We start from the raw sequence: 18297 nt of genomic DNA, 5'->3' as shown, positions 1-18297 counted from the left end.
TCAGGCGCCCAGGGCCTGGCGCAGGCGCGCTTCCAGCTGCACGGCATCGAGGTCCTGGCCGATCAGCACCAGGCGGGTGATGCGCGGCTCGTCGGCACGCCAGGCGCGGTCGAAGTGTTTGTCGAAGCGAGTACCCACGCCCTGCACCAGCAGGCGCATCGGCTTGCCGGGAACGGCGGCGAAGCCTTTGGCGCGCAGGATGCCGAACTCCACCACCAGTTGCGTCAGGGCGTCGAGCAGCAGGCTTTCGTCCGCTTCTGGCAGATCGATGGAGATGGAGTCGAACGCGTCGTGGTCATGGTCGTCATGGTCATCGCCGTCGTGGTGCGAATCGTGGTGGGTGCGGCGGCCATCGATGTGCACCTCGGATTCGGCGCCCACGCCCAGCAGCACGTCCAGTGGCAGACGGCCACTGCTGGCCTCGATGACCTTGACCGCTGGAGGCAGCTCTTCGGCCACTTCGGCACGGACCTTGGCCAGGCCTTCGGCGTCGATCAGGTCAGCCTTGTTCAGCACCACCAGGTCGGCACTGGCCAACTGGTCGGCGAACAGCTCATGCAGCGGCGATTCGTGGTCCAGGTTGGGGTCGAGCTTGCGCTGGGCGTCGACCTGGTCCGGGAAAGCGGCGAAGGTGCCGGCGGCCACGGCCGGGCTGTCGACCACAGTGATCACCGCGTCGACGGTGCAGGCCGTGCGGATTTCCGGCCACTGGAAGGCTTGTACCAACGGCTTTGGCAGCGCCAGGCCGCTGGTTTCGATGAGGATGTGGTCCAGGTCGCCGCGACGGGCAACCAGTTCGCGCATGACCGGGAAGAACTCTTCCTGCACGGTGCAGCACAGGCAGCCGTTGGCCAGCTCGTAGACGCGGCCGCTGGCCTCTTCTTCAGTGCAGCCGATGCTGCACTGCTTGAGGATTTCGCCGTCGATGCCGAGCTCGCCGAATTCATTGACGATCACCGCGATGCGGCGGCCCTGGGCGTTGTCGAGCATGTGCCGGAGCAAGGTGGTCTTGCCCGAGCCGAGAAAGCCGGTGACGATGGTGACGGGGAGCTTGGCCAGTGTTTTCATGTCGCGTTGCCCTTGGCAGGTTGGCGCGGGCACACGGGACGAAAGCCGCGGGCCAGGCCGGCCGGGCTCGTTCGCCACCGGATCACCCCGCCCGGTTGAAAGTCGAAAACGTGACGAGGCAGGTCTCCTGGCTTGCACCGTTCCGGCCCCCATCATTCAGGGGGCTGGCAGGATGACGCCTTCCCGCGCCTTTGGCGCAGTGGCTGTGTCGATCCGTTGCCGGTGCCTACAGTTGCGGGGGCAGCCGCGGCTTTTACCGCGTTCCCGTCTTAGCTTCGGCCTGGCCGAAGAACCTCGAAGCGGCAAGGCTACGCGGGGGGTGGCGGGTGGTCAACTCATGGCTTGCGTTTTGTGGTGGCGCAAAGATCGAGCGCAGCGCGAGCAAGCTCGCTGCAACTTTGTTGGGGCTGCTTTGCAGCCCATCGCCGGCAAGCCGGCTCCCACCGGTACAGCGCATTGCTCAAGGGCGACGCTGTACCTGTGGGAGCCGGCTTGCCGGCGATGGGCCGCGCTCCCAGTAATAAAGTGCAACCAATTGACGCAAACCCTGCCTCGTGCTCTCCTTACGTCTTGCGTTCAGGTGCCCCCTCGGGGGTGAAACGGGAAACCGGTGCGTCGCAGGCCCTCGAGCGGGGCCGGACCAGGCCGGTGCTGCCCCCGCAACGGTAAGCGAGCGAAGCGTCTAGACCACTGTGCCACGTCGTTCGGCATGGGAAGGTGACGCTTTCCAAGGAGCCCTGCTCCTCCTCGCAAGCCCGGAGACCGGCCTGGCGTCACATGAACACCCCGCGGTGGGCGGGCGCTGTCGCATTCCCTTGGGCGCTTCGCGTCCGGGGCTGCCGCGCTTGCCCGTTGAGCTTAAAACAACAGAGGAACGCGTCATGCCCATTTCCAGCGCCAAGCACAGCATCGCCACCCCCGTCACCCTCAGCCAGCGCGTCGTCATCGCCGTAGGTGCCAGCCTGCTGGGCCTGTGCCTGGTCTATTTCGCCGGGTTCTCGCACATCGAGGCCGTGCACAACGCCGCCCACGACACCCGCCACAGCGCCGCATTCCCCTGCCACTGAGGCCTGCCCCATGATCAAGCGCATTGCCCGCACCGCTGGGTTCAGCGGCCTGCTCGCAGCCTTGCTGCTGACCCTGTTGCAAAGCTTCTGGGTCGCCCCGTTGATTCTCCAGGCGGAAACCTACGAGTCGGCAGCCCCCGCCGCTGAACACCACAGCCATGACGGCGCGGCCGTTGCGGCCCATGAACACAGTGCAGAGGCCTGGTCGCCCGAAGATGGCTGGCAACGCATTCTCTCGACCACCGGGGGCAACCTGGTAGTGGCCGTTGGCTTCGCCCTGATCCTGGTCGCCCTGTACAGCCTGCGCGAACCCAATCGGGTCAGCACCGGTGCGCTGTGGGGCCTGGCCGGCTTCGCGGTGTTCTGCCTGGCCCCGACCTTGGGTCTGCCACCCGAGTTACCCGGTACCGCCGCCGCCGACCTCGGCCAACGCCAGAGCTGGTGGATCGGCACCGCAGCCGCTACCGCACTGGGGCTGGCACTGCTGGTGTTCTCCCGGCACTGGCTGCTCAAGGCCGTCGGCGTGGTGCTGCTGGTAGTGCCCCACGTCATCGGTGCGCCGCAGCCTGAGGTGCACCAAAGCCTGGCGCCCGACGCACTGGAAACCCAGTTCAAGATTGCCTCCTGGCTCACCAATGCCGCGTTCTGGCTGGCCTTGGGCCTGCTCAGCGCCTGGTTCTACCGTCGTGCCCAACAGGCCTGATGGACCTTGAAACGCCGCTGCCGGCGCTGTACGCCGGCTTCGGTTGCCGTCGAGGTTGCCCGGTGGACGTCCTCGATGCCCTGCTGCGCCAGAGCCTGGCTTCACAAGGCCTGGCACTTGAGGCGCTGCGTGGCATTGCCACTATCAGCCTGAAAGCCGATGAACCAGGGCTGCGCCAGTTGGCCCTGCGTCACGGCTTGATCCTGGTGATATTCGATGCCAGCGAGCTACAGGCATTCGAACCCCTCCTCAGCCATCGCTCAGCACCGGCCTATGCCCACAGCGGCTGCTGGGGCGTTGCCGAAAGCACGGCGTTGGCGCTGGCCAGCCGCGAGCTTGGCTCGGCCAGACTGCGGGTCACGCGGCAAAGCCACGGGCCGGCTACCGTCGCCCTGGCCTGTGGCGGATAATCGCTTCAACCATTCTTCTGCAAGGAATTTCCATGACGGTCTACTTCATCGGTGCCGGCCCTGGCGACCCGGATCTGATCACAGTCAAGGGGCAGCGCCTGATCCGACAGTGCCCGGTCATCATCTACGCCGGCTCCCTGGTACCGGCGGCGGTACTCGAAGGCCACCAGGCCGAGACGGTCATCAACAGTGCCGAGCTGCACCTCGAACAGATCATCGAGGCCATGCGAGCTGCCCATGCACAGGGCCAGGATGTCGCGCGTGTACACAGTGGCGACCCCAGCCTGTACGGCGCAATCGGCGAACAGATCCAGCACTTGCGTGAGCTGGGCATCGACTACCAGATCATTCCCGGGGTCACGGCGACCGCTGCCAGTGCCGCCTTGCTGGGCTGCGAACTGACCCTGCCGGACGTGGCGCAGACGGTCATTCTGACCCGCTACGGCGACAGCTCACCCATGCCGGCCGGGGAGCAACTGGGCGACCTGGCCCGCCATGGTGCGACCCTGGCCATTCACTTGGGCGTCAAACACCTGCCGCGAATCGTCGAGGAACTACGCCCCCACTATGGCGCCGACTGCCCGATCGCCGTGGTCCATCGCGCCACCTGGCCGGACCAGGACTGGGTTCGCGGCACCCTGGCCGATATCGTCGAACAGGTCGCCAGCAAAGGTTTTCGCCGTACAGCGCTGATCCTCGTCGGCCATGTACTGGGCGACACACCGTTCGCCGCGTCGGCCCTGTACCGCGCCGGGCACGCGCATCTGTACCGCCCCGGCGGGTGAGCATTGCCACCGGTACGCCCGCCATAGCAGACTGCAAAACTGTCCCCTGCGTACCGGAGTCACGCCCATGCTGGAGCTACGCCCCAATTGCGAATGCTGCAATGCCGACTTGCCGGGCGATAGCCCAGAGGCATTCATCTGCTCGTTCGAATGTACGTTTTGTCGTAACTGCACCGAAACGCGCTTCCAGGGCCGTTGCCCGAACTGCTCTGGCCAGTTGCTGCCCCGCCCCACACGGGTTGGCCTGGCATTGAGCAACAACCCGGCATCGACGCATCGCGTCCTAAAGCCCCACTCGGCCTGCAAGTAACGGCCCAGCGACACCCGGCATCGCCGCGTCCGGGCGATGCCTCTTCCGACACGTTGTAGGAATTTTCCACAACTCCTGCTTGCTTGTTCAACAGTTCTATACTCGCCATTACCAAGGAATCGGAATGGCCGTATCGTGCTGCGCTGCAGAAAGAACTTGCAGTCGTATTCCTGATTAAGCACAGGAAACGGACCACATTCCGACAGGAGTTAACTACATGACAACAGTGTTGATCGTCGACGACCACCCCATCGTCAGGCTGTCCATGCGCCTGCTGCTGGAGCGTGAGCGCTTCCGTGTGGTTGGCGAGGTAGGCAACGGCAGCGAAGTGGCGCAGGTAGCGCGCGAGCTACGGCCCGATGTGGTGATACTGGACATCGGCCTGCCGGGCCTGGATGGCATGGAGGTGATCAAGCGCCTTCAGCAGCTGGAGCCTACCCCCAAGATCATGGTGCTGACCGGGCAAGCTAGCGACCTTTACGTGCGCCGCTGCCTGGATGCCGGCATTGGCGCGTTCGTGACCAAGGATGAAGACCATGACGCCTTGATTTTCGCCCTCAAGGCATTGGTCAAGGGCTATTCAACGTTTCCGCAGATGTCGGTCAACAGCAATACGCTGGACAGCGAACCCAAACGCCTGGAAAGCCTGTCCAACCGGGAGATGGAAGTGCTGCGACGCCTGGCCCGAGGCGAAAACAACAAGCACATCGGCAGCAGCATGAACCTCAGCGCCAAGACCATCAGCACATACCGGGGGCGCATCATGGAAAAGCTCAAGACCGAATCGTTGGTGGAAATGGTCGATCTGGCCAAACGCAACCACGTCAACTGAGCGCAACCCCGCCATGAATCGCTTCTCGGCCGGCGTGCTCCTGTTCCTGAGCCTGGCCTGCTGCCCCCTGCCAACACTCGCCGATGCCGAGCCACGCCAGTTGCTGGCGCGCGCCACCAGTGCCACCCAGCCGCTGCGCCTGGACAGTCAGGACCGCCAGTGGCTGCAGCAGCGCAAAGCCTTGCTGCTGGGCAGTTCGCGCCCCGACTACCCGCCGTTTGAAATCAATATCAGCCCGTCCGACTACGAAGGCCTGAGTGCCGACTTCGCGGGGCTGATCGGTGAGCAGTTGGGTATCCCGGTGCACGTCAGGCGCTTTGCCAGCCGCCATGAAGCGATCACTGCCCTGCGTGAGGGCAAGATCGACCTGCTGGGCAGCTCCAACGGCTTCGAAGCGGCCGATGCCCAACTCAGCCTCAGCCTGCCCTACGCCGACGATCTGCCCGTGATCGTCATCCGTGAAGGCCGCAGCCTGAAAAACAACCGGGACCTCGCCGGCCTGCGTCTGGCGATGGTCGACCACTACCTGCCCGGCGAGACGGTCCGCGCCCTTTACCCCAAGGCTCAATTGAGCCTTTACCGCTCGACCTTGGCAGGCCTGGCGGCCGTCGAGCTCGGCGAAGCGGACGCATACCTGGGCGATGCCATCAGCACCGACTACCTCATCGGCAAAAGCTACCAGGGCACGGTGAAAATCGATCATTTCTGCCAGGCCAAGCCCGGCAGTTTTTCCTTCGCCCTGGCCAACGACAATCCGCGACTGCATCGCCTGATCGACGCCGCCCTGGACCAAATCACCGAAAGCGAGCGCCTGACCATCCTGCGGCGATGGACCAGTGGCAACACCAGCCTGCTGCTGGAGCGCCACCTCTCTGCACTGAGCGATGAAGAGAAGACCTGGATCGAGCGCCACCCGACGGTCAGCGTGCTGGTCGATCCGGCGCTGGCACCGCTGACGTTCAACGATGCCCAACAACGCACCAGCGGTATTACCGTCGACCTGCTCAAGCAGATCACCTTGCGCACCGGACTGCAGTTCAGGTTCATGGAGCGCCCTGCCGTGCAGACCATGGTCGAGCAGGTGTCGCAAGGCGAAGCGCAAATGATCGGTGCACTCGGCTATGGCGTCGATCGTGCCAACCAATTGCGCTATACCCGGCCCTACCTGGTCAGCCCACGGGTGCTGGTGACACGCAGTCAGGCGGCGTTGCCGCTGCACAGCCGAGACCTTGATGGCAAGCGCATCGCCCTGCTGAGCGGTTCGCCGCTGCGCGACGAGGTGCTGCGCCAGTACCCGAGTGCCAAGGTAGTCGAAGCGTCCAACCCATTGGCGTTGATGGAAGCGGTGGCCAATGGCAATGCCGATGTGGCGTACAGCAGCCATATCAATGCCACGTACTACATCAACCACGTATTCAAGGACCAGTTGCGCATCGCCAGCATCCTGGGCGACGACCCTGCCGTTGCAGCGTTTGCCGTCGCCCCTGATCAACCGCAGCTGCAGGCCATCCTGGACAAGGCGCTGCTCAGCATCCCACCCGAAGAGCTGGATCAGCTGGTCAACCGCTGGCGCACCAGTTCGTTGGTCAGCGACAGTCAATGGCGCAATTACCGCACGCTGGCACTGCAGGTGCTGGTGCTCTCGGCCCTGCTGCTGGCCGGCGTGGTGTTCTGGAACAGTTACCTGCGCAAATTGATCCATCAGCGTACCGAAGCCCAACATGCATTGCAGGCGCAGTTGGCCCTCAGCCGCGGCCTGCTCGAACAATTGCGCCAGGCCAAGGACGATGCAGAACAGGCCAGCCAGACCAAAAGCACCTTCCTGGCTACCATGAGCCATGAAATCCGCACGCCGATGAATGCGGTGATCGGCTTGCTCGAACTGGCCCTGGAGGACAGCGGCGCCGGCCGCAGTGACCCCGCGACGCTGCGCACCGCGCACGATTCGGCGGTCGGCCTGCTAGGGCTGATCGGCGACATTCTGGATATCTCGCGCATCGAGTCCGGGCACATGACCTTGCAGCCTGTGGCCACCGACCTGGTCGAACTGGTGCGAGGCACGCTGCGGGTCTTCGAAGGCAATGCTCGCAGCAAGGGCCTTTACCTGCAAAGCGAGCTGCCGGCGGGCCCGGCCTGGGTATTGGCAGACCCGCTGCGCATCAAGCAGATCCTGTCCAACCTGCTAAGCAATGCCATCAAGTTCACCGATCGCGGCGAGGTGCACACCAGTCTGCAACTACAGCCCAGCACCACGGGCGACGAGATCCAGGTGGAACTGTGCGTGCGTGACACCGGAATCGGCATTGGCGTGGCAGACCAGGCCCGGTTGTTCAGTGCCTTTGCCCAGGCCGAAGGCCCGCGGGCACACCAGGGCGCCGGACTGGGCCTGGTGATCAGCCGCACCCTGGCCGAGCTGATGGGCGGCAAACTGCATTTGCAAAGCGTCGAAGGCGTGGGCACCCGGGTGCACGTCAAGCTGCAACTGCCAGCCGCTTCCGAGCCCCCGCCCGCCGAGCTTGGCCAGCCAGACCCGGAACGCGAAAGCCGGCCGCTGAACATCCTGGTGGTCGACGACTACCCCGCCAACTTGTTACTGCTGGAGAAACAGCTCAATACCCTGGGCCATCGGGTAACCCTGGCCGAGCATGGCGAAGCGGGGTTGGCATCATGGCAAGCGGCGGCATTCGACCTGGTGATCACCGATTGCAGCATGCCGGTGATGGACGGCCATGAACTGACCCGCAGGATTCGCCAACTGGAGCACGCACAGGGAACCCCCGGCTGCAGGATCCTTGGGGTCACCGCCAACGCCCAGGCCGAAGAGCGTGAGCGCTGCCTGGCCAGCGGCATGGATGACTGCCTGTTCAAACCGATTGGCCTGCGCACGCTGAAAATGCACTTGCCGCAGGTCCGTACCGACGCAGAGCCTCCCACCCTGCGGGCCAGCGGCTTCCATCTCAGCGAACTGCGTCACCTGACCCAGGACGACCCGCAACTGATCCGACATCTGCTCGAGCAACTGGCGCAAAGTGCCAGCGAAGACCTCGCCTCACTGCGTGCACTGGGCTCGACACCGGACAACGACACCCTGGGCCGCGTCGCCCACCGAATCAAAGGCGGTGCCAAAATGCTCAAGGTGCGCGGTGTAGTGAGCGATTGCGAGGCCATCGAGCACGCCCAGGCGCAAGGCCTGCCTACCCAGGTGCTGCGCCAGCAGCTGGAAACCAGCCTGCTGGCCCTTCAGCGCGAATTGGCCGACTCGCTCAGTGCAATTGCAACGTCGAACTGATCTGGCTGATGGCGTCGACCACGTGGCGTGACCCCTGCTGAATCTCCATGATCACTGTCCCGGCCTCGTTGGCCAAGGCCACCCCGCGCCCCGTGCGCGTCAAGCTCGATTGCATGCTGGCCACCGCCGTCAGCGAAAGATCATGGTTCTGTCGCACCACATCGACGATTTCCAAGGTCGCCTTGCTGGTGCGCGCCGCCAGGCTGCGCACTTCGTCGGCGACCACGGCAAAACCGCGGCCATGTTCACCGGCACGCGCCGCCTCGATGGCAGCGTTCAGGGCCAGCAGGTTGGTCTGGTCGGCGATGCCGCGAATGGTCAGCACGATCTGCCCGATCACGTCCGACTGTTTGCTCACGGCATCGATGCTGCGCGCGGCGTCATTGAGCTCCTGGGAAATCTGTTCGATGACCTGCACCGTCTGCTGTACCACCTCGGTGCCTTTGCGCGCACAAGCGTCGGTCTGCACCGAACTGGCATGGGCCGCGTCGGCGGCACTTTGCTGGGTGCTGACCTGGGCCGTGATATCGCTGGCGAACTTGACCACCTTGTACAACCGCCCCTTGCTGTCGAAGATCGGGTTGTAGGACGCCTCCAGATACACCGTCTGGCCCTGTTTGTTGACCCGTTCAAAGCGATGGGAATGGTATTCGCCCCGATTCAGCGAGGCCCAGAACTCGCGATACTGGGCCGATTCACGCTCATGGGGCTGGCAGAACAGTCCATGGTGATGGCCGACCACTTCTTCCAGGCGATAGCCCATGGTCGTGAGGAAGTTCTGGTTGGCCTTGATCACCCGCCCCTGCGGGTTGAACTCGACCACGGCCATCGAACGGCCGATGGCCTTGAGCTGGCTCTGGCTTTCATGTTCATCCTTGACCCGCTGGCTGATGTCGGCAGCCACCTTGATGACGCTGGTGACCTGCTGACGTTCATCCACTACCGGCATGTAACTGGCTTCCAGCCAGACCTCGCGGCCCGCCTTGTCGACGCGCTCGAAGGTGCCACTGATGGCCCTGCCCTCGCCCAGGTCGCGCCATAACTGCTGGTATTCGGCGCTTTTGGCGAAGGCCGGGTCACAGAACAACCGATGGTGCTTGCCGCGCAGTTCCTCGGCGCTGTAACCCATGGCCTGGCAGAACTGAGCATTGGCATCGAGGATCGTGCCGTCAGGCGCGAACTCGATCATCGCCATGTTGCGGCTGATCGCAGCGAGCTTGGCTTGCGCTTCGGCGAGGGCCTGGCGGGTGCGTTGAATCTCGAGCAGATCGGACTTGCGATGGAAGTCGAACATGGCGCCGGGGTCCTATGTGCGCAGGGTTTCCTGAGCATAGATCGGCGCGGACGGCATGCAAGCACAATGCTACTACTTAATGATTAGTCATATCGTTGTAACATCGCGCTAACAGAGGTCAGACCTTTCAGGAACTCTCCCGCACCATCAACTCGAACCCCATATCCTGCTGTTCGGTCGCTACCCGCTTGCCATCGAGCAAGGCCAGCAACGCCTGCGCCGCCCCCCGACCAACGGCAGCCCGCGGCGTGCGGATCGAGGTCAGCCGCGGCACCATGTGCGCCGACGCCGGCAGGTCGTTGAACCCGACCATCGCCACCTGACGCGGTACCTCGATGCCCTGGCGCAGCGCCTGCAGTACCGCGCCCTGGGCGAGGTCGTCGTTGCAGAAGAAAATGCCATCCACGTCGGGCGCCTTGGTCAGCAACTGGCTGAACAGTTCGCTGCCCAACCCGATCGACGAGGGCTGCGGCGCCAGAATCTCCAACTCGGTGGCCTGCAGGCCGGCTTCGGCCAGGGCCTGGCGGAAACCTTCGGCACGTTGCATCACCCGCGGGTCAAGCTGTGCGGCGATGAAGGCGAGGCGCCGACGACCACGCTCGATCAGGTGGTGCGCGGCAGCGCGTCCGGCTTGCTGCTGGGAAAAGCCCACCGACAGGGCCCCGGCCTCCCCGCCCAGTTCCATCATGTGCACACAAGGCACACCACTGGCAGTCAGCATCTGCCGCGAGGCTTCGCTGCGGTCGAAACCGGTGAGCAGTATGCCGCACGGCTGATACGCCAGGTAATTGCGGATCAGGTTTTCTTCTTCGTCGATATCGTAGTGATAGTTGCCGATCAACACCTCAAGCCCACGCGGTCGCATGACCTCGTGGATAGCCTCCAGGGTGTCGATGAACAGCTGGTTGGACAGCGACGGAATCAACACCACCACCGACTGGCTGCGTGCCGACGCCAGTGCACGCGCCGCCGGGTTGGCGACGTAACCCAGGCTCGCCGCGGCGGCGATGACCTTTTCCACCAGCGCCGGCGCCACTGTGCTGACGCCGCGCAAGGCGCGGGATGCGGTAATCGGGGAAACCCCGGAAAGCCTGGCGACTTCTGCCAGCGTGGGACGACCGGTGGTACGAGAGCCTGTACGGGACATGGATGTTGTAATTTTACTACTTGCCAAGGGAGGGGAACGGCCACTAAGGTAGCGCTGTCTCAGGACGCAGGCAATGTAATCTTTGGTAGCAGCCACTACACGCACTCTGCCAAGCGTCCATACTGCGTAAGGACAAAATCAATAACACCGGGGAGTGGCGTTTCGTCTATGCCGAGACAGCGCTACCTCACCCCGCAGGAGGTACTGAATGAATGCTCCCCTGTCCGCCATTGTGGTGATGGGCGTAGCCGGCTGCGGCAAAAGCAGCATCGGCGCCGCCATCGCTGCCAGAAGTGGCGGTCGCCTGATCGAAGGCGACGCGTTTCACCCTGCCGAAAACATCCGCAAGATGAGCGCTGGCATCCCTCTGGACGACAACGACCGCGCCGGTTGGCTGGTGCGCCTGGGCCAGGAGCTGCAAGCCACGGTCAAGGCCGGTGAGCGCCCAATCCTCACCTGTTCCGCGCTCAAGCGCCGCTACCGCGATACCCTGCGCGACGCGATGCCCGAGCTGGCGTTCGTGTTCCTCGAACTGACCCCGGCCGAAGCAGAAAAGCGCGTACTCGCCCGCCCCGGCCATTTCATGCCGGCGAGCCTTATAGAAAGCCAGTTCGCCGCCCTTGAGCCGCCCCATGGCGAAGCCCTTACCCTGCCGCTGGATGCCACGCAACCAGTTGCGGCCCTCGCCGAGACCGTCGACGCCTGGCTAAAGCCCTGCGGTGAGCGGAACCTGGCGCGGACCGCCTGAACCGGCGGTTTTCCGGCTCACCTGAGACAGCGCTGTCCCGCCGCCTGAAGGCGGCGAAAGTTCAATAAAGCTACGCCCCAAAAAAACAACGATAAGACCGAGGCATAACCACCATGTTCGGACTGGCTACAGATACCTACCTGCTGCTCGACGCCCTGGTAACCATCATCGGGCTGATCTTGCTGATCACCCATTTCAAAGTGCACCCCTTCGTCGCCCTGACCCTGGCGGCCGGCTTCCTCGGCCTGACCTCCGGCATGCCGGTGGCCAAGGTCATGAAGTCGTTCCAGGATGGCTTCGGCGGCGTGCTCGGCTTCGTCGGCATCGTCCTTGCCTTGGGCACGATGCTCGGCAAGCTGATGGCCGACTCCGGCGGCGCCGACCAGATCGCCCAGACCCTGATCCGCGCATTCGGCAAGAAGAATGTGCACTGGGCCATGATGTTCGCCGCGTTCCTGGTCGGCATTCCGTTGTTCTTCGAAATCGGCTTTGTGCTGCTGGTGCCACTGGTATTCATCGTCGCCCGGCGCTCAGGCGTGTCCTTGATCAAGATCGGTATCCCGCTGCTGGCCGGCCTGTCCGTGGTCCACGGCCTGGTGCCACCACACCCGGGACCATTGCTGGCGATCGGTATCTTCCACGCCGACATCGGCAAGACCATCTTCTATGGCCTGCTGGTGGCCCTGCCGACGGCCATCATCGCCGGCCCGCTCTACGGTAATTTCATTGCCCGCTACATCCCCGGCAACCCTTCCCAAGAGCTGATGGACCAGATCGCCAAGGAGTCGGACCAGAACAACCTGCCCAGCTTCACCATCACCCTGGTCACCGTGCTGCTGCCCGTGGTGCTGATGCTGCTCAAGACCTTCGCCGACGTGGTGCTGCCGGCCGAGCACATCGTGCGCCAGTGGATGGACCTGATCGGCCACCCCATCACCGCCCTGCTGGCCGCACTGCTGCTGGCCTTCTACACCTTCGGCGCGGCCCGAGGCTTCAACCGCCAGCAGATCATGAAGATGCTCGACCAGAGCCTGGCACCGACCGCTGCCATCGTGCTGATCGTCGGTGCCGGTGGTGGCTTCAAGCAGATGCTGGTGGATACCGGTGTCGGTAACGTGATCGGGCAGATGGCGGTACAGGCGCAGATCTCGCCAATCCTGCTGGCCTGGCTGGTGGCTGCGGTGATTCGCATCGCCACGGGCTCGGCCACGGTGGCCACCATCACCGGCGCCGGCATTGTTGCTCCGGTGATCGACCTGGTGCCTGGGGTCAATCGCGAATTGCTGGTGCTGGCCACCGGCGCTGGTTCGCTGATCCTGTCGCACGTCAACGATGCCGGTTTCTGGTTGGTCAAGCAGTACTTCAACATGACCGTGGCTGAAACCTTCAAGACCTGGAGCATGATGGAGACCATTCTTTCCGTGGTCGGCATCATCTTCATCATGATGCTGGCGGCGGTGGTGTAACCGCTGATCGGCGTGAGGGCACCTTGGCGCGCTGGGTAGGGCCGAACAGAAGTACAAGCCCTACCCTCGCCAAGGAGCCTGCCCATGATCCGCACAAGCTTGTTGCTCGCTGCCCTGCTCGCCTCCCCGCTGGCCCTGGCGGTCGGCACCGGGACGACCTACCCCGACGACCCGCACAACCCGGCGCCCCAGCCGGGTGTCGACAGCACACTCAACCCGATTGAAAAGCCCATGCCGCGGGACACCGATCCGCGTATCCAGGGCAGTGACCCGCAAAGCCCACCCGCCAAGCAGAATGACAACCGCGACCTGCCGGGGATGGATGGCAGTGGGTCTGAGGGTACGGGTGGGCAAGGTGGTTCGGCGGGTAGTCAGCGCTGAAGGGGCTGCTTTGCAGCCCAATCGCCGGCAAGCCGGCTCCCACAGGTACGGCGGCGCCTCTCACTGTGGGAGCCCTTGCCGGCGATTGGGGCGCAAAGCGCCCCCAGCCTCACCACTGTCGCTTGTCCGGCCGCGTAAGCCCGAGCTTCTCGATCCGGTAACGCAACATGTCCCGCGACAACCCGAGCATCCGCGCCGACTTGGTCACGTTCCAGTCGGTGCGATCCAGCGTCTTGCACACCAGGTCGCGCTCCATGTCCGGCAGGCTGGTACCCGGCTCCGGCTCATGCCGCGGTACCTCGTAAAGCATCGGCGCCGGCGCGGTCAAAGGCTCGTCGATCAAGGTCATGCACAGGTTGAGCTGGTGCGCCTGGACCACTTCATTGGGCGCCAACAGCACAGTCTGCTCCAGCATGTTGCGCAACTCGCGGACATTGCCCGGCCAGCTGTAGCCCAACATCAGGTTCTCGGCCTCGGCGCTGAAGCGCAGGTTCGGCTTGCCATAACGGCGACCGTGATGGGACAGGAAGTGCCGCGCCAACAGCAGCACATCTTCTCCGCGGGCATGCAGCCGCGGTACTTTCAGCGCAATGATGCGCAGGCGGAAGAACAGGTCACGCCGGAATTTGCCCTGCTGCACCATCTGCTCCAGGTTGCAGTTGGTGGCGCTGATGACCCGCAGGTCGACCTTGCGCTCCTTCACCGCACCGATGCGCCGGATGCTGCGGTCTTCCAGTAGCTTGAGCAACTTGGCCTGCAGCACCAGGTCCATCTCGCCGATCTCGTCGAGGAACAACGTGCCACCGTCGGCCGCCTCGACCAGCCCCATGCGCCGCTCCTTGGCGTCGGTGAACGCGCCCTTCTCATGACCGAACAATTCAGCCTCAAGCAGGTTGGCAGGGATCGAGGCGCAGTTGAACTCGATGAACGGCCCCTTGCTGCGCGCACCATCGAAGTGCAAGGCACGGGCGACCAGTTCCTTGCCGGTACCGGTTTCGCCTTCGACCAGCACCGGAGGAAGCTCTTCACTGGCCATGCGGCGCTCAGCGTCGAGTACCTGGCGCAGGGTGTGCTTGAGCGTCTGCATGACCGGCGACTCGCCGATCAATGCTTGCAGTCCGGACTTCTGCGCCTCCCTGTCCTGATAGAACGACAGGGTACGCTCCATCCGGTCGGCGGCCAGGGCCTTGTCCAGGGTCAACTTGAGCTCGGCCAGCACCACCGGTTTGGTCAGGTAGTGGAAAGCGCCCTCCTTCATGGCCTGCACGGCATCCTCGACGTTGCCGTAACCGGTCATCATGATCACCTTGAGGTCCGGCGCCTGGGCGACCAGTTTGCGCAGCAGGTCGTGCCCGCTCATACCGGGCAGCGAGTTGTCGGTCAGTACCGCATCGGGCTGGGCCCGCTTGATCTGCTCGAGCGCAAGCTCTGCGGTGTTGCACAACGTCACCTCGTAGCCCTTGAGGCTCAGATAGGTGCGAATGTTATCGCCGAGAATGTCATCATCCTCGACTACCAGGATGCTCTGCTCCATGGTCCCCTCCCGCTGCGATATTGAAAGTGAGGCTGACGCGGGTTCCTTCCTCTTCGCGGCTGCTCAGGCTGACTGAGCCGCCAAACCGTTCCATGATGCGCTTGGCCAGGGCCAGGCCAACGCCGAGCCCGCCCTGCTTGGTGGTGAAGAACGGCTTGAACACCATCCGTTCCTGTTGCTCGTTCATGCCCTTGCCGGTGTCGCTGAGCAGCAGCTGCACGCGCTGGCCATCCTGCACACTGACCTGGGCGCGCAATTCCCCGCCCTTGGGCATGGCTTCCAGGGCATTGGAAAACAGGCTGTTGAGGATCTGCGTCAACTGCAGGGGCTGGCTTGCCACCCACTGGCTCTGCGGTCCTTCGAAGCTGAAGCGCACGCCGTTGCGTTCGATCTGCTGGGCAAAGGCCAGGTGGGTGTCTTCGATGGCCGCCACCAGGTCCACTGCCTCGGCCTGGTCGCTGGTCGGGCGCAGCGACACCAGCAATTCGCGAACCCAGCGCGACATGCGGTCGACCTGGCTGATGATGTCAGTGATGTTCTTGCGCGCCTGCGGGTTGGCGATCTCCTGGGCCAGCTCGGCACTGGAGCGGATATTGGCCAAGGGGTTGCGCAGGCTGTGGGCCACCGCCGAAGACATCTCGCCCAGGGCCACGTAGGTTTCGCTGGCCACCAGCCGCTCCTGCTGATGCTGCAGCATCTGCGCGGCGCGGCGCACGATCCAGAACAGGCCGAAGTAGATCAACGCCCCGCCCACCAGGGTCGAAGCCCAGATCACCACATAACCCCGCTGGATACGCCGGATCAGGTCCTGGGGCTCTTTGTAGATCTCGACCATGGCCAGCACCTGCTCGCCCTGGCTGTCAAACAAGGGAATGTAGTTCTCGATGAACAGGTACTGCGGATCACGCAGGAACTTCTGCTCCTCGCGATCATCCTCGGCCTTGTGGTAACTGGCCGAGACTGCCTTGCGCGAGCGGAAGGCATGGTCCAGATCGCTGTCGGCGTCAATGCGCTTGCCGATCAGTACGGGATTGGTCGACCACACGATCGTGCGGTCACGGGCATAGACATTGGCCAGCAAGGTGTCGGGCAGGTGCTCCACATGGTCGAGGAACTCGACGCGGGTCGACTCCGCCAGCGCGGGGCTGAACTGAAGGTGCTGTTGGTCCAGGCGCGAGTCGAGCAGCTCACCCATGGTAGTACCCGGCGGCAGCTGCGAGTGGCGTACTTCGGCCTGGGCCATGGCCTGGATGAACTGCGAGGTGAGCATGGCATCGCGCTCGACACTGTCACGGACCACGAAGCGCGTGGACACATAACCCAGGCCCCCGGCCACCGAGGCAATGATGAGCAGGCTGATCAGGGAAAACCAACGCAGCAAGTTGAACTGTTTGAGCGGTGTGGCGATGCCGCCACCGGGTGGTACCCCAGCCTTGTCGGGAACATCGTTTTCCAGCGTCTGCTGCATTGCTTTGTTCCCGCGCGGGATTCCGTTCAGAACGCCATCAACGACCTGCTACGCCAAGTAGCAATTTGATGGCGTTCACCAAGGCAACCGCAGCTGCCAGTTGATGCGCGTAAATCGTTGCAAAAAGCCAGCCAGTGAAACGACACAACTTTATATTTTTATATTTCAATGCCTTACAAAACGGTTATCAATCGAGTCCGGATATCAGCCCCCACTATTGGGGATTTTTTACCCACTTTAAATGTAATCGTTGTAAATCAATTAATTATGTAGCTTTTATAAATACTTAATTAAGTATCTGCCAATCGGAAAGTGAGTGAAACGCGGGTGCCATGGCCTTCGCTGCTGCTCAGCCTGACCGAGCCGCCGTAACGCTCCATGATGCGTTTGACCAGCACCAAGCCCACACCCAACCCACCTTGCTTGGTGGTGAAGAACGGCCTGAATGCCATGCGTTGCTGCATCTCGTCCATGCCCTTGCCGCTGTCGGAAAGGCGCAGGGTCAGGCTGCGTCGATCCTGCTTGACCACCTCTACCCGCAAGCGACCACCTTGCTCCATTGCTTCAAGGGCATTGGCGATCAAACTGTTGAAGACCTGCCTGAGCAATGCCGGCTGGCTCAACACCTCCATTGTCGGCAACGGTTGAAGGTCCAGGGCTACCCCACTGCGTGACAGCGGCACGGCAAACGCCTGCAGGCTTTCCTGCAAGGCTTGCGGCAGGTCAACCGAAACGGGGTCGTCATTGAGCGGTCGCAACGACTGCAACAACTGGCGAATCCAGTGTGACATGCGGTCGACCTGGCTGATGATGTCGTTGACATTGCGCTGTACCGGGCCCTCGTCGAACGCCTGGGCCAGTTCGGCACTTGAACGAATGCTCGCCAGGGGGTTGCGCAGGCTGTGGGCCACCGCCGAGGACACTTCGCCCAGGGCCACATAGGTTTCGTTGTTGATCAGTCGTTTCTGCTGCACCTCCATGACCCGTGCGGCGCGGCGCATGATGCCGTACAGCCCGACGTACACCAGCCCGGCCCCGACGGTGATGGCCAGCCAGATGAGCATCAGCCCATGTTCGATGCGCACGATCAGGTCATGGGGCTCCTTGTAGATTTCCACCATCGCCGTGACGCGTTCGCCGTCGGCGTCAAACAAAGGGATGTAGTTTTCGATGAACAGCTGCTCGGGCGGTGTCACGAACTTCTGCTCGGCACGGGCTTGCTCGAAATTGTGGTAGCTGGCGGAGACGCGCATCTTGTATTCGAAGGCCCGGTCCAGGTCGTCGTCACCCTGGATGAGCTTGCCTATCAGGGCCGGGTTGGTCGACCAGATCACCGTGCCGTCCGGGGCATAGATATTGGCCAGCAACATGTCAGGCAGGTGGGCGATGTGGTCGAGGAATTCACCCCGCGCCTTGCGCCGCGCTTCGGGGTCGACGTCTGGCAAGGCCGCCCGGTCGGTCCGTGGATCGAGCAGCTCACCCATGGTGCGCACGTTGGCAATCGCCACGTGGCGCACCTCGGCGTCGGCGATCGAGGTGATGAACTGGGCCGTCAACAAGGCATCGCGTTCGACGCTTTCGTTAATGATGAACCGGCTGGAAATCAGCCCCAGCCCCGCCGCCACCGAGAGGATGATGGCCAGGCTGACCCAGGCATACCAACGCAGCAGGTTGAAGGGCTTGCGCGCGGTTGCCGCCTCGCCGTGGTCGAGCACTTCGGGTGTATCGGAACCGCGGACGATGTCCATGTCGAGCTCCACTGCAGGGCACCTGTTGAGAGGTTATAGCCCAGAGT

15 protein-coding genes, 2 pseudogenes and 2 riboswitches are annotated in these 18297 nt (G+C 63.3%); of the genes and pseudogenes, 10 read left to right on the top strand and 7 right to left on the bottom strand.

What is annotated here, in order from left to right; translation table 11 throughout:
- Complete coding sequence (gene cobW, locus ACIPZB_RS10060) at window positions 1-1068, bottom strand: cobalamin biosynthesis protein CobW (RefSeq protein ID WP_400640082.1); 1068 nt, start codon at window positions 1066-1068, stop codon at window positions 1-3.
- A gap of 99 nt (window positions 1069-1167) precedes the next feature.
- Window positions 1168-1380, bottom strand: a riboswitch (cobalamin riboswitch).
- Window positions 1381-1629: 249 nt separating this feature from the next.
- Window positions 1630-1854, top strand: a riboswitch (cobalamin riboswitch).
- Window positions 1855-1949: 95 nt separating this feature from the next.
- Here cobW and ACIPZB_RS10055 point away from each other — a divergent pair.
- The 7 genes from ACIPZB_RS10055 to ACIPZB_RS10025 all read left to right on the top strand — a co-directional run bounded on the left by ACIPZB_RS10055 (window position 1950) and on the right by ACIPZB_RS10025 (window position 8464).
- A complete protein-coding gene (locus ACIPZB_RS10055) occupies window positions 1950-2135 on the top strand; it encodes a CbtB-domain containing protein (protein ID WP_008089280.1) in 186 nt (61 codons plus the stop codon).
- A 10-nt stretch (window positions 2136-2145) separates the two neighbouring features.
- Window positions 2146-2838 (top strand): CbtA family protein, encoded by a 693-nt coding sequence (locus ACIPZB_RS10050; RefSeq protein WP_400640081.1) that lies wholly within the window; start codon window positions 2146-2148, stop codon window positions 2836-2838.
- Between the two features lie 17 nt (window positions 2839-2855).
- Window positions 2856-3248 carry a cobalamin biosynthesis protein gene (locus tag ACIPZB_RS10045; protein WP_400640138.1) on the top strand — a complete coding sequence of 131 codons (393 nt, stop codon included), beginning with the start codon at window positions 2856-2858 and terminating at the stop codon, window positions 3246-3248.
- Between the two features lie 32 nt (window positions 3249-3280).
- Entirely contained in the window at window positions 3281-4033 is a 753-nt protein-coding gene (cobM, locus tag ACIPZB_RS10040) for a precorrin-4 C(11)-methyltransferase (RefSeq protein ID WP_400640080.1), read from the top strand.
- A 67-nt stretch (window positions 4034-4100) separates the two neighbouring features.
- Window positions 4101-4343, top strand: coding sequence for a DUF1272 domain-containing protein (locus tag ACIPZB_RS10035; protein ID WP_400640079.1), 243 nt, complete (start codon window positions 4101-4103; stop codon window positions 4341-4343).
- A 217-nt stretch (window positions 4344-4560) separates the two neighbouring features.
- A complete protein-coding gene (locus ACIPZB_RS10030) occupies window positions 4561-5175 on the top strand; it encodes a response regulator (protein WP_400640078.1) in 615 nt (204 codons plus the stop codon).
- A 13-nt stretch (window positions 5176-5188) separates the two neighbouring features.
- Window positions 5189-8464, top strand: coding sequence for a transporter substrate-binding domain-containing protein (locus tag ACIPZB_RS10025; protein ID WP_400640077.1), 3276 nt, complete (start codon window positions 5189-5191; stop codon window positions 8462-8464).
- Here ACIPZB_RS10025 and ACIPZB_RS10020 read toward each other — a convergent pair.
- From ACIPZB_RS10020 to ACIPZB_RS10010, 3 genes and pseudogenes are all read right to left on the bottom strand, one after another.
- Window positions 8439-8870, bottom strand: a pseudogene (locus ACIPZB_RS10020) (methyl-accepting chemotaxis protein); the annotation flags it as partial. The gene ACIPZB_RS10025 and the pseudogene ACIPZB_RS10020 sit on opposite strands and share 26 nt — an antisense overlap.
- 105 nt (window positions 8871-8975) lie before the next feature.
- Window positions 8976-9758, bottom strand: a pseudogene (locus ACIPZB_RS10015) (PAS domain-containing protein); the annotation flags it as partial.
- A gap of 127 nt (window positions 9759-9885) precedes the next feature.
- On the bottom strand, window positions 9886-10905 hold the full coding sequence (locus tag ACIPZB_RS10010; protein ID WP_400640076.1) for a LacI family DNA-binding transcriptional regulator: 1020 nt from the start codon (window positions 10903-10905) through the stop codon (window positions 9886-9888).
- A 208-nt stretch (window positions 10906-11113) separates the two neighbouring features.
- On the opposite strand from ACIPZB_RS10010, the gene ACIPZB_RS10005 reads away from it, so the two are divergent.
- The 3 genes from ACIPZB_RS10005 (at window position 11114) to ACIPZB_RS09995 (ending at window position 13500) form a co-directional block, all read left to right on the top strand.
- Window positions 11114-11653, top strand: coding sequence for a gluconokinase (locus ACIPZB_RS10005; protein ID WP_400640075.1), 540 nt, complete (start codon window positions 11114-11116; stop codon window positions 11651-11653).
- Window positions 11654-11766: 113 nt separating this feature from the next.
- Window positions 11767-13119: a GntP family permease gene (locus ACIPZB_RS10000; RefSeq protein ID WP_400640074.1), complete on the top strand. Its 1353-nt coding sequence runs from the start codon at window positions 11767-11769 to the stop codon at window positions 13117-13119.
- An 84-nt stretch (window positions 13120-13203) separates the two neighbouring features.
- Window positions 13204-13500, top strand: coding sequence for a hypothetical protein (locus tag ACIPZB_RS09995; RefSeq protein ID WP_400640073.1), 297 nt, complete (start codon window positions 13204-13206; stop codon window positions 13498-13500).
- 109 nt (window positions 13501-13609) lie between these two features.
- Here the strand turns inward: ACIPZB_RS09995 and ACIPZB_RS09990 are convergent, their stop codons facing one another.
- From ACIPZB_RS09990 to ACIPZB_RS09980, 3 genes are all read right to left on the bottom strand, one after another.
- Window positions 13610-15034: a sigma-54-dependent transcriptional regulator gene (locus ACIPZB_RS09990; RefSeq protein ID WP_400640072.1), complete on the bottom strand. Its 1425-nt coding sequence runs from the start codon at window positions 15032-15034 to the stop codon at window positions 13610-13612.
- Window positions 15003-16502, bottom strand: coding sequence for a sensor histidine kinase (locus ACIPZB_RS09985; protein ID WP_400640071.1), 1500 nt, complete (start codon window positions 16500-16502; stop codon window positions 15003-15005). The genes ACIPZB_RS09990 and ACIPZB_RS09985 overlap by 32 nt, the downstream gene beginning before the upstream one ends.
- A gap of 290 nt (window positions 16503-16792) precedes the next feature.
- On the bottom strand, window positions 16793-18250 hold the full coding sequence (locus ACIPZB_RS09980; RefSeq protein WP_400640070.1) for a sensor histidine kinase: 1458 nt from the start codon (window positions 18248-18250) through the stop codon (window positions 16793-16795).
- Window positions 18251-18297 lie beyond the last annotated feature (47 nt).

Source organism: Pseudomonas sp. NPDC089396 (genome assembly GCF_044749545.1).
Lineage (GTDB): Bacteria > Pseudomonadota > Gammaproteobacteria > Pseudomonadales > Pseudomonadaceae > Aquipseudomonas.
Note: the sequence above shows the minus strand (reverse complement) of the source record. Positions and strands in the feature narration are given on the sequence as shown.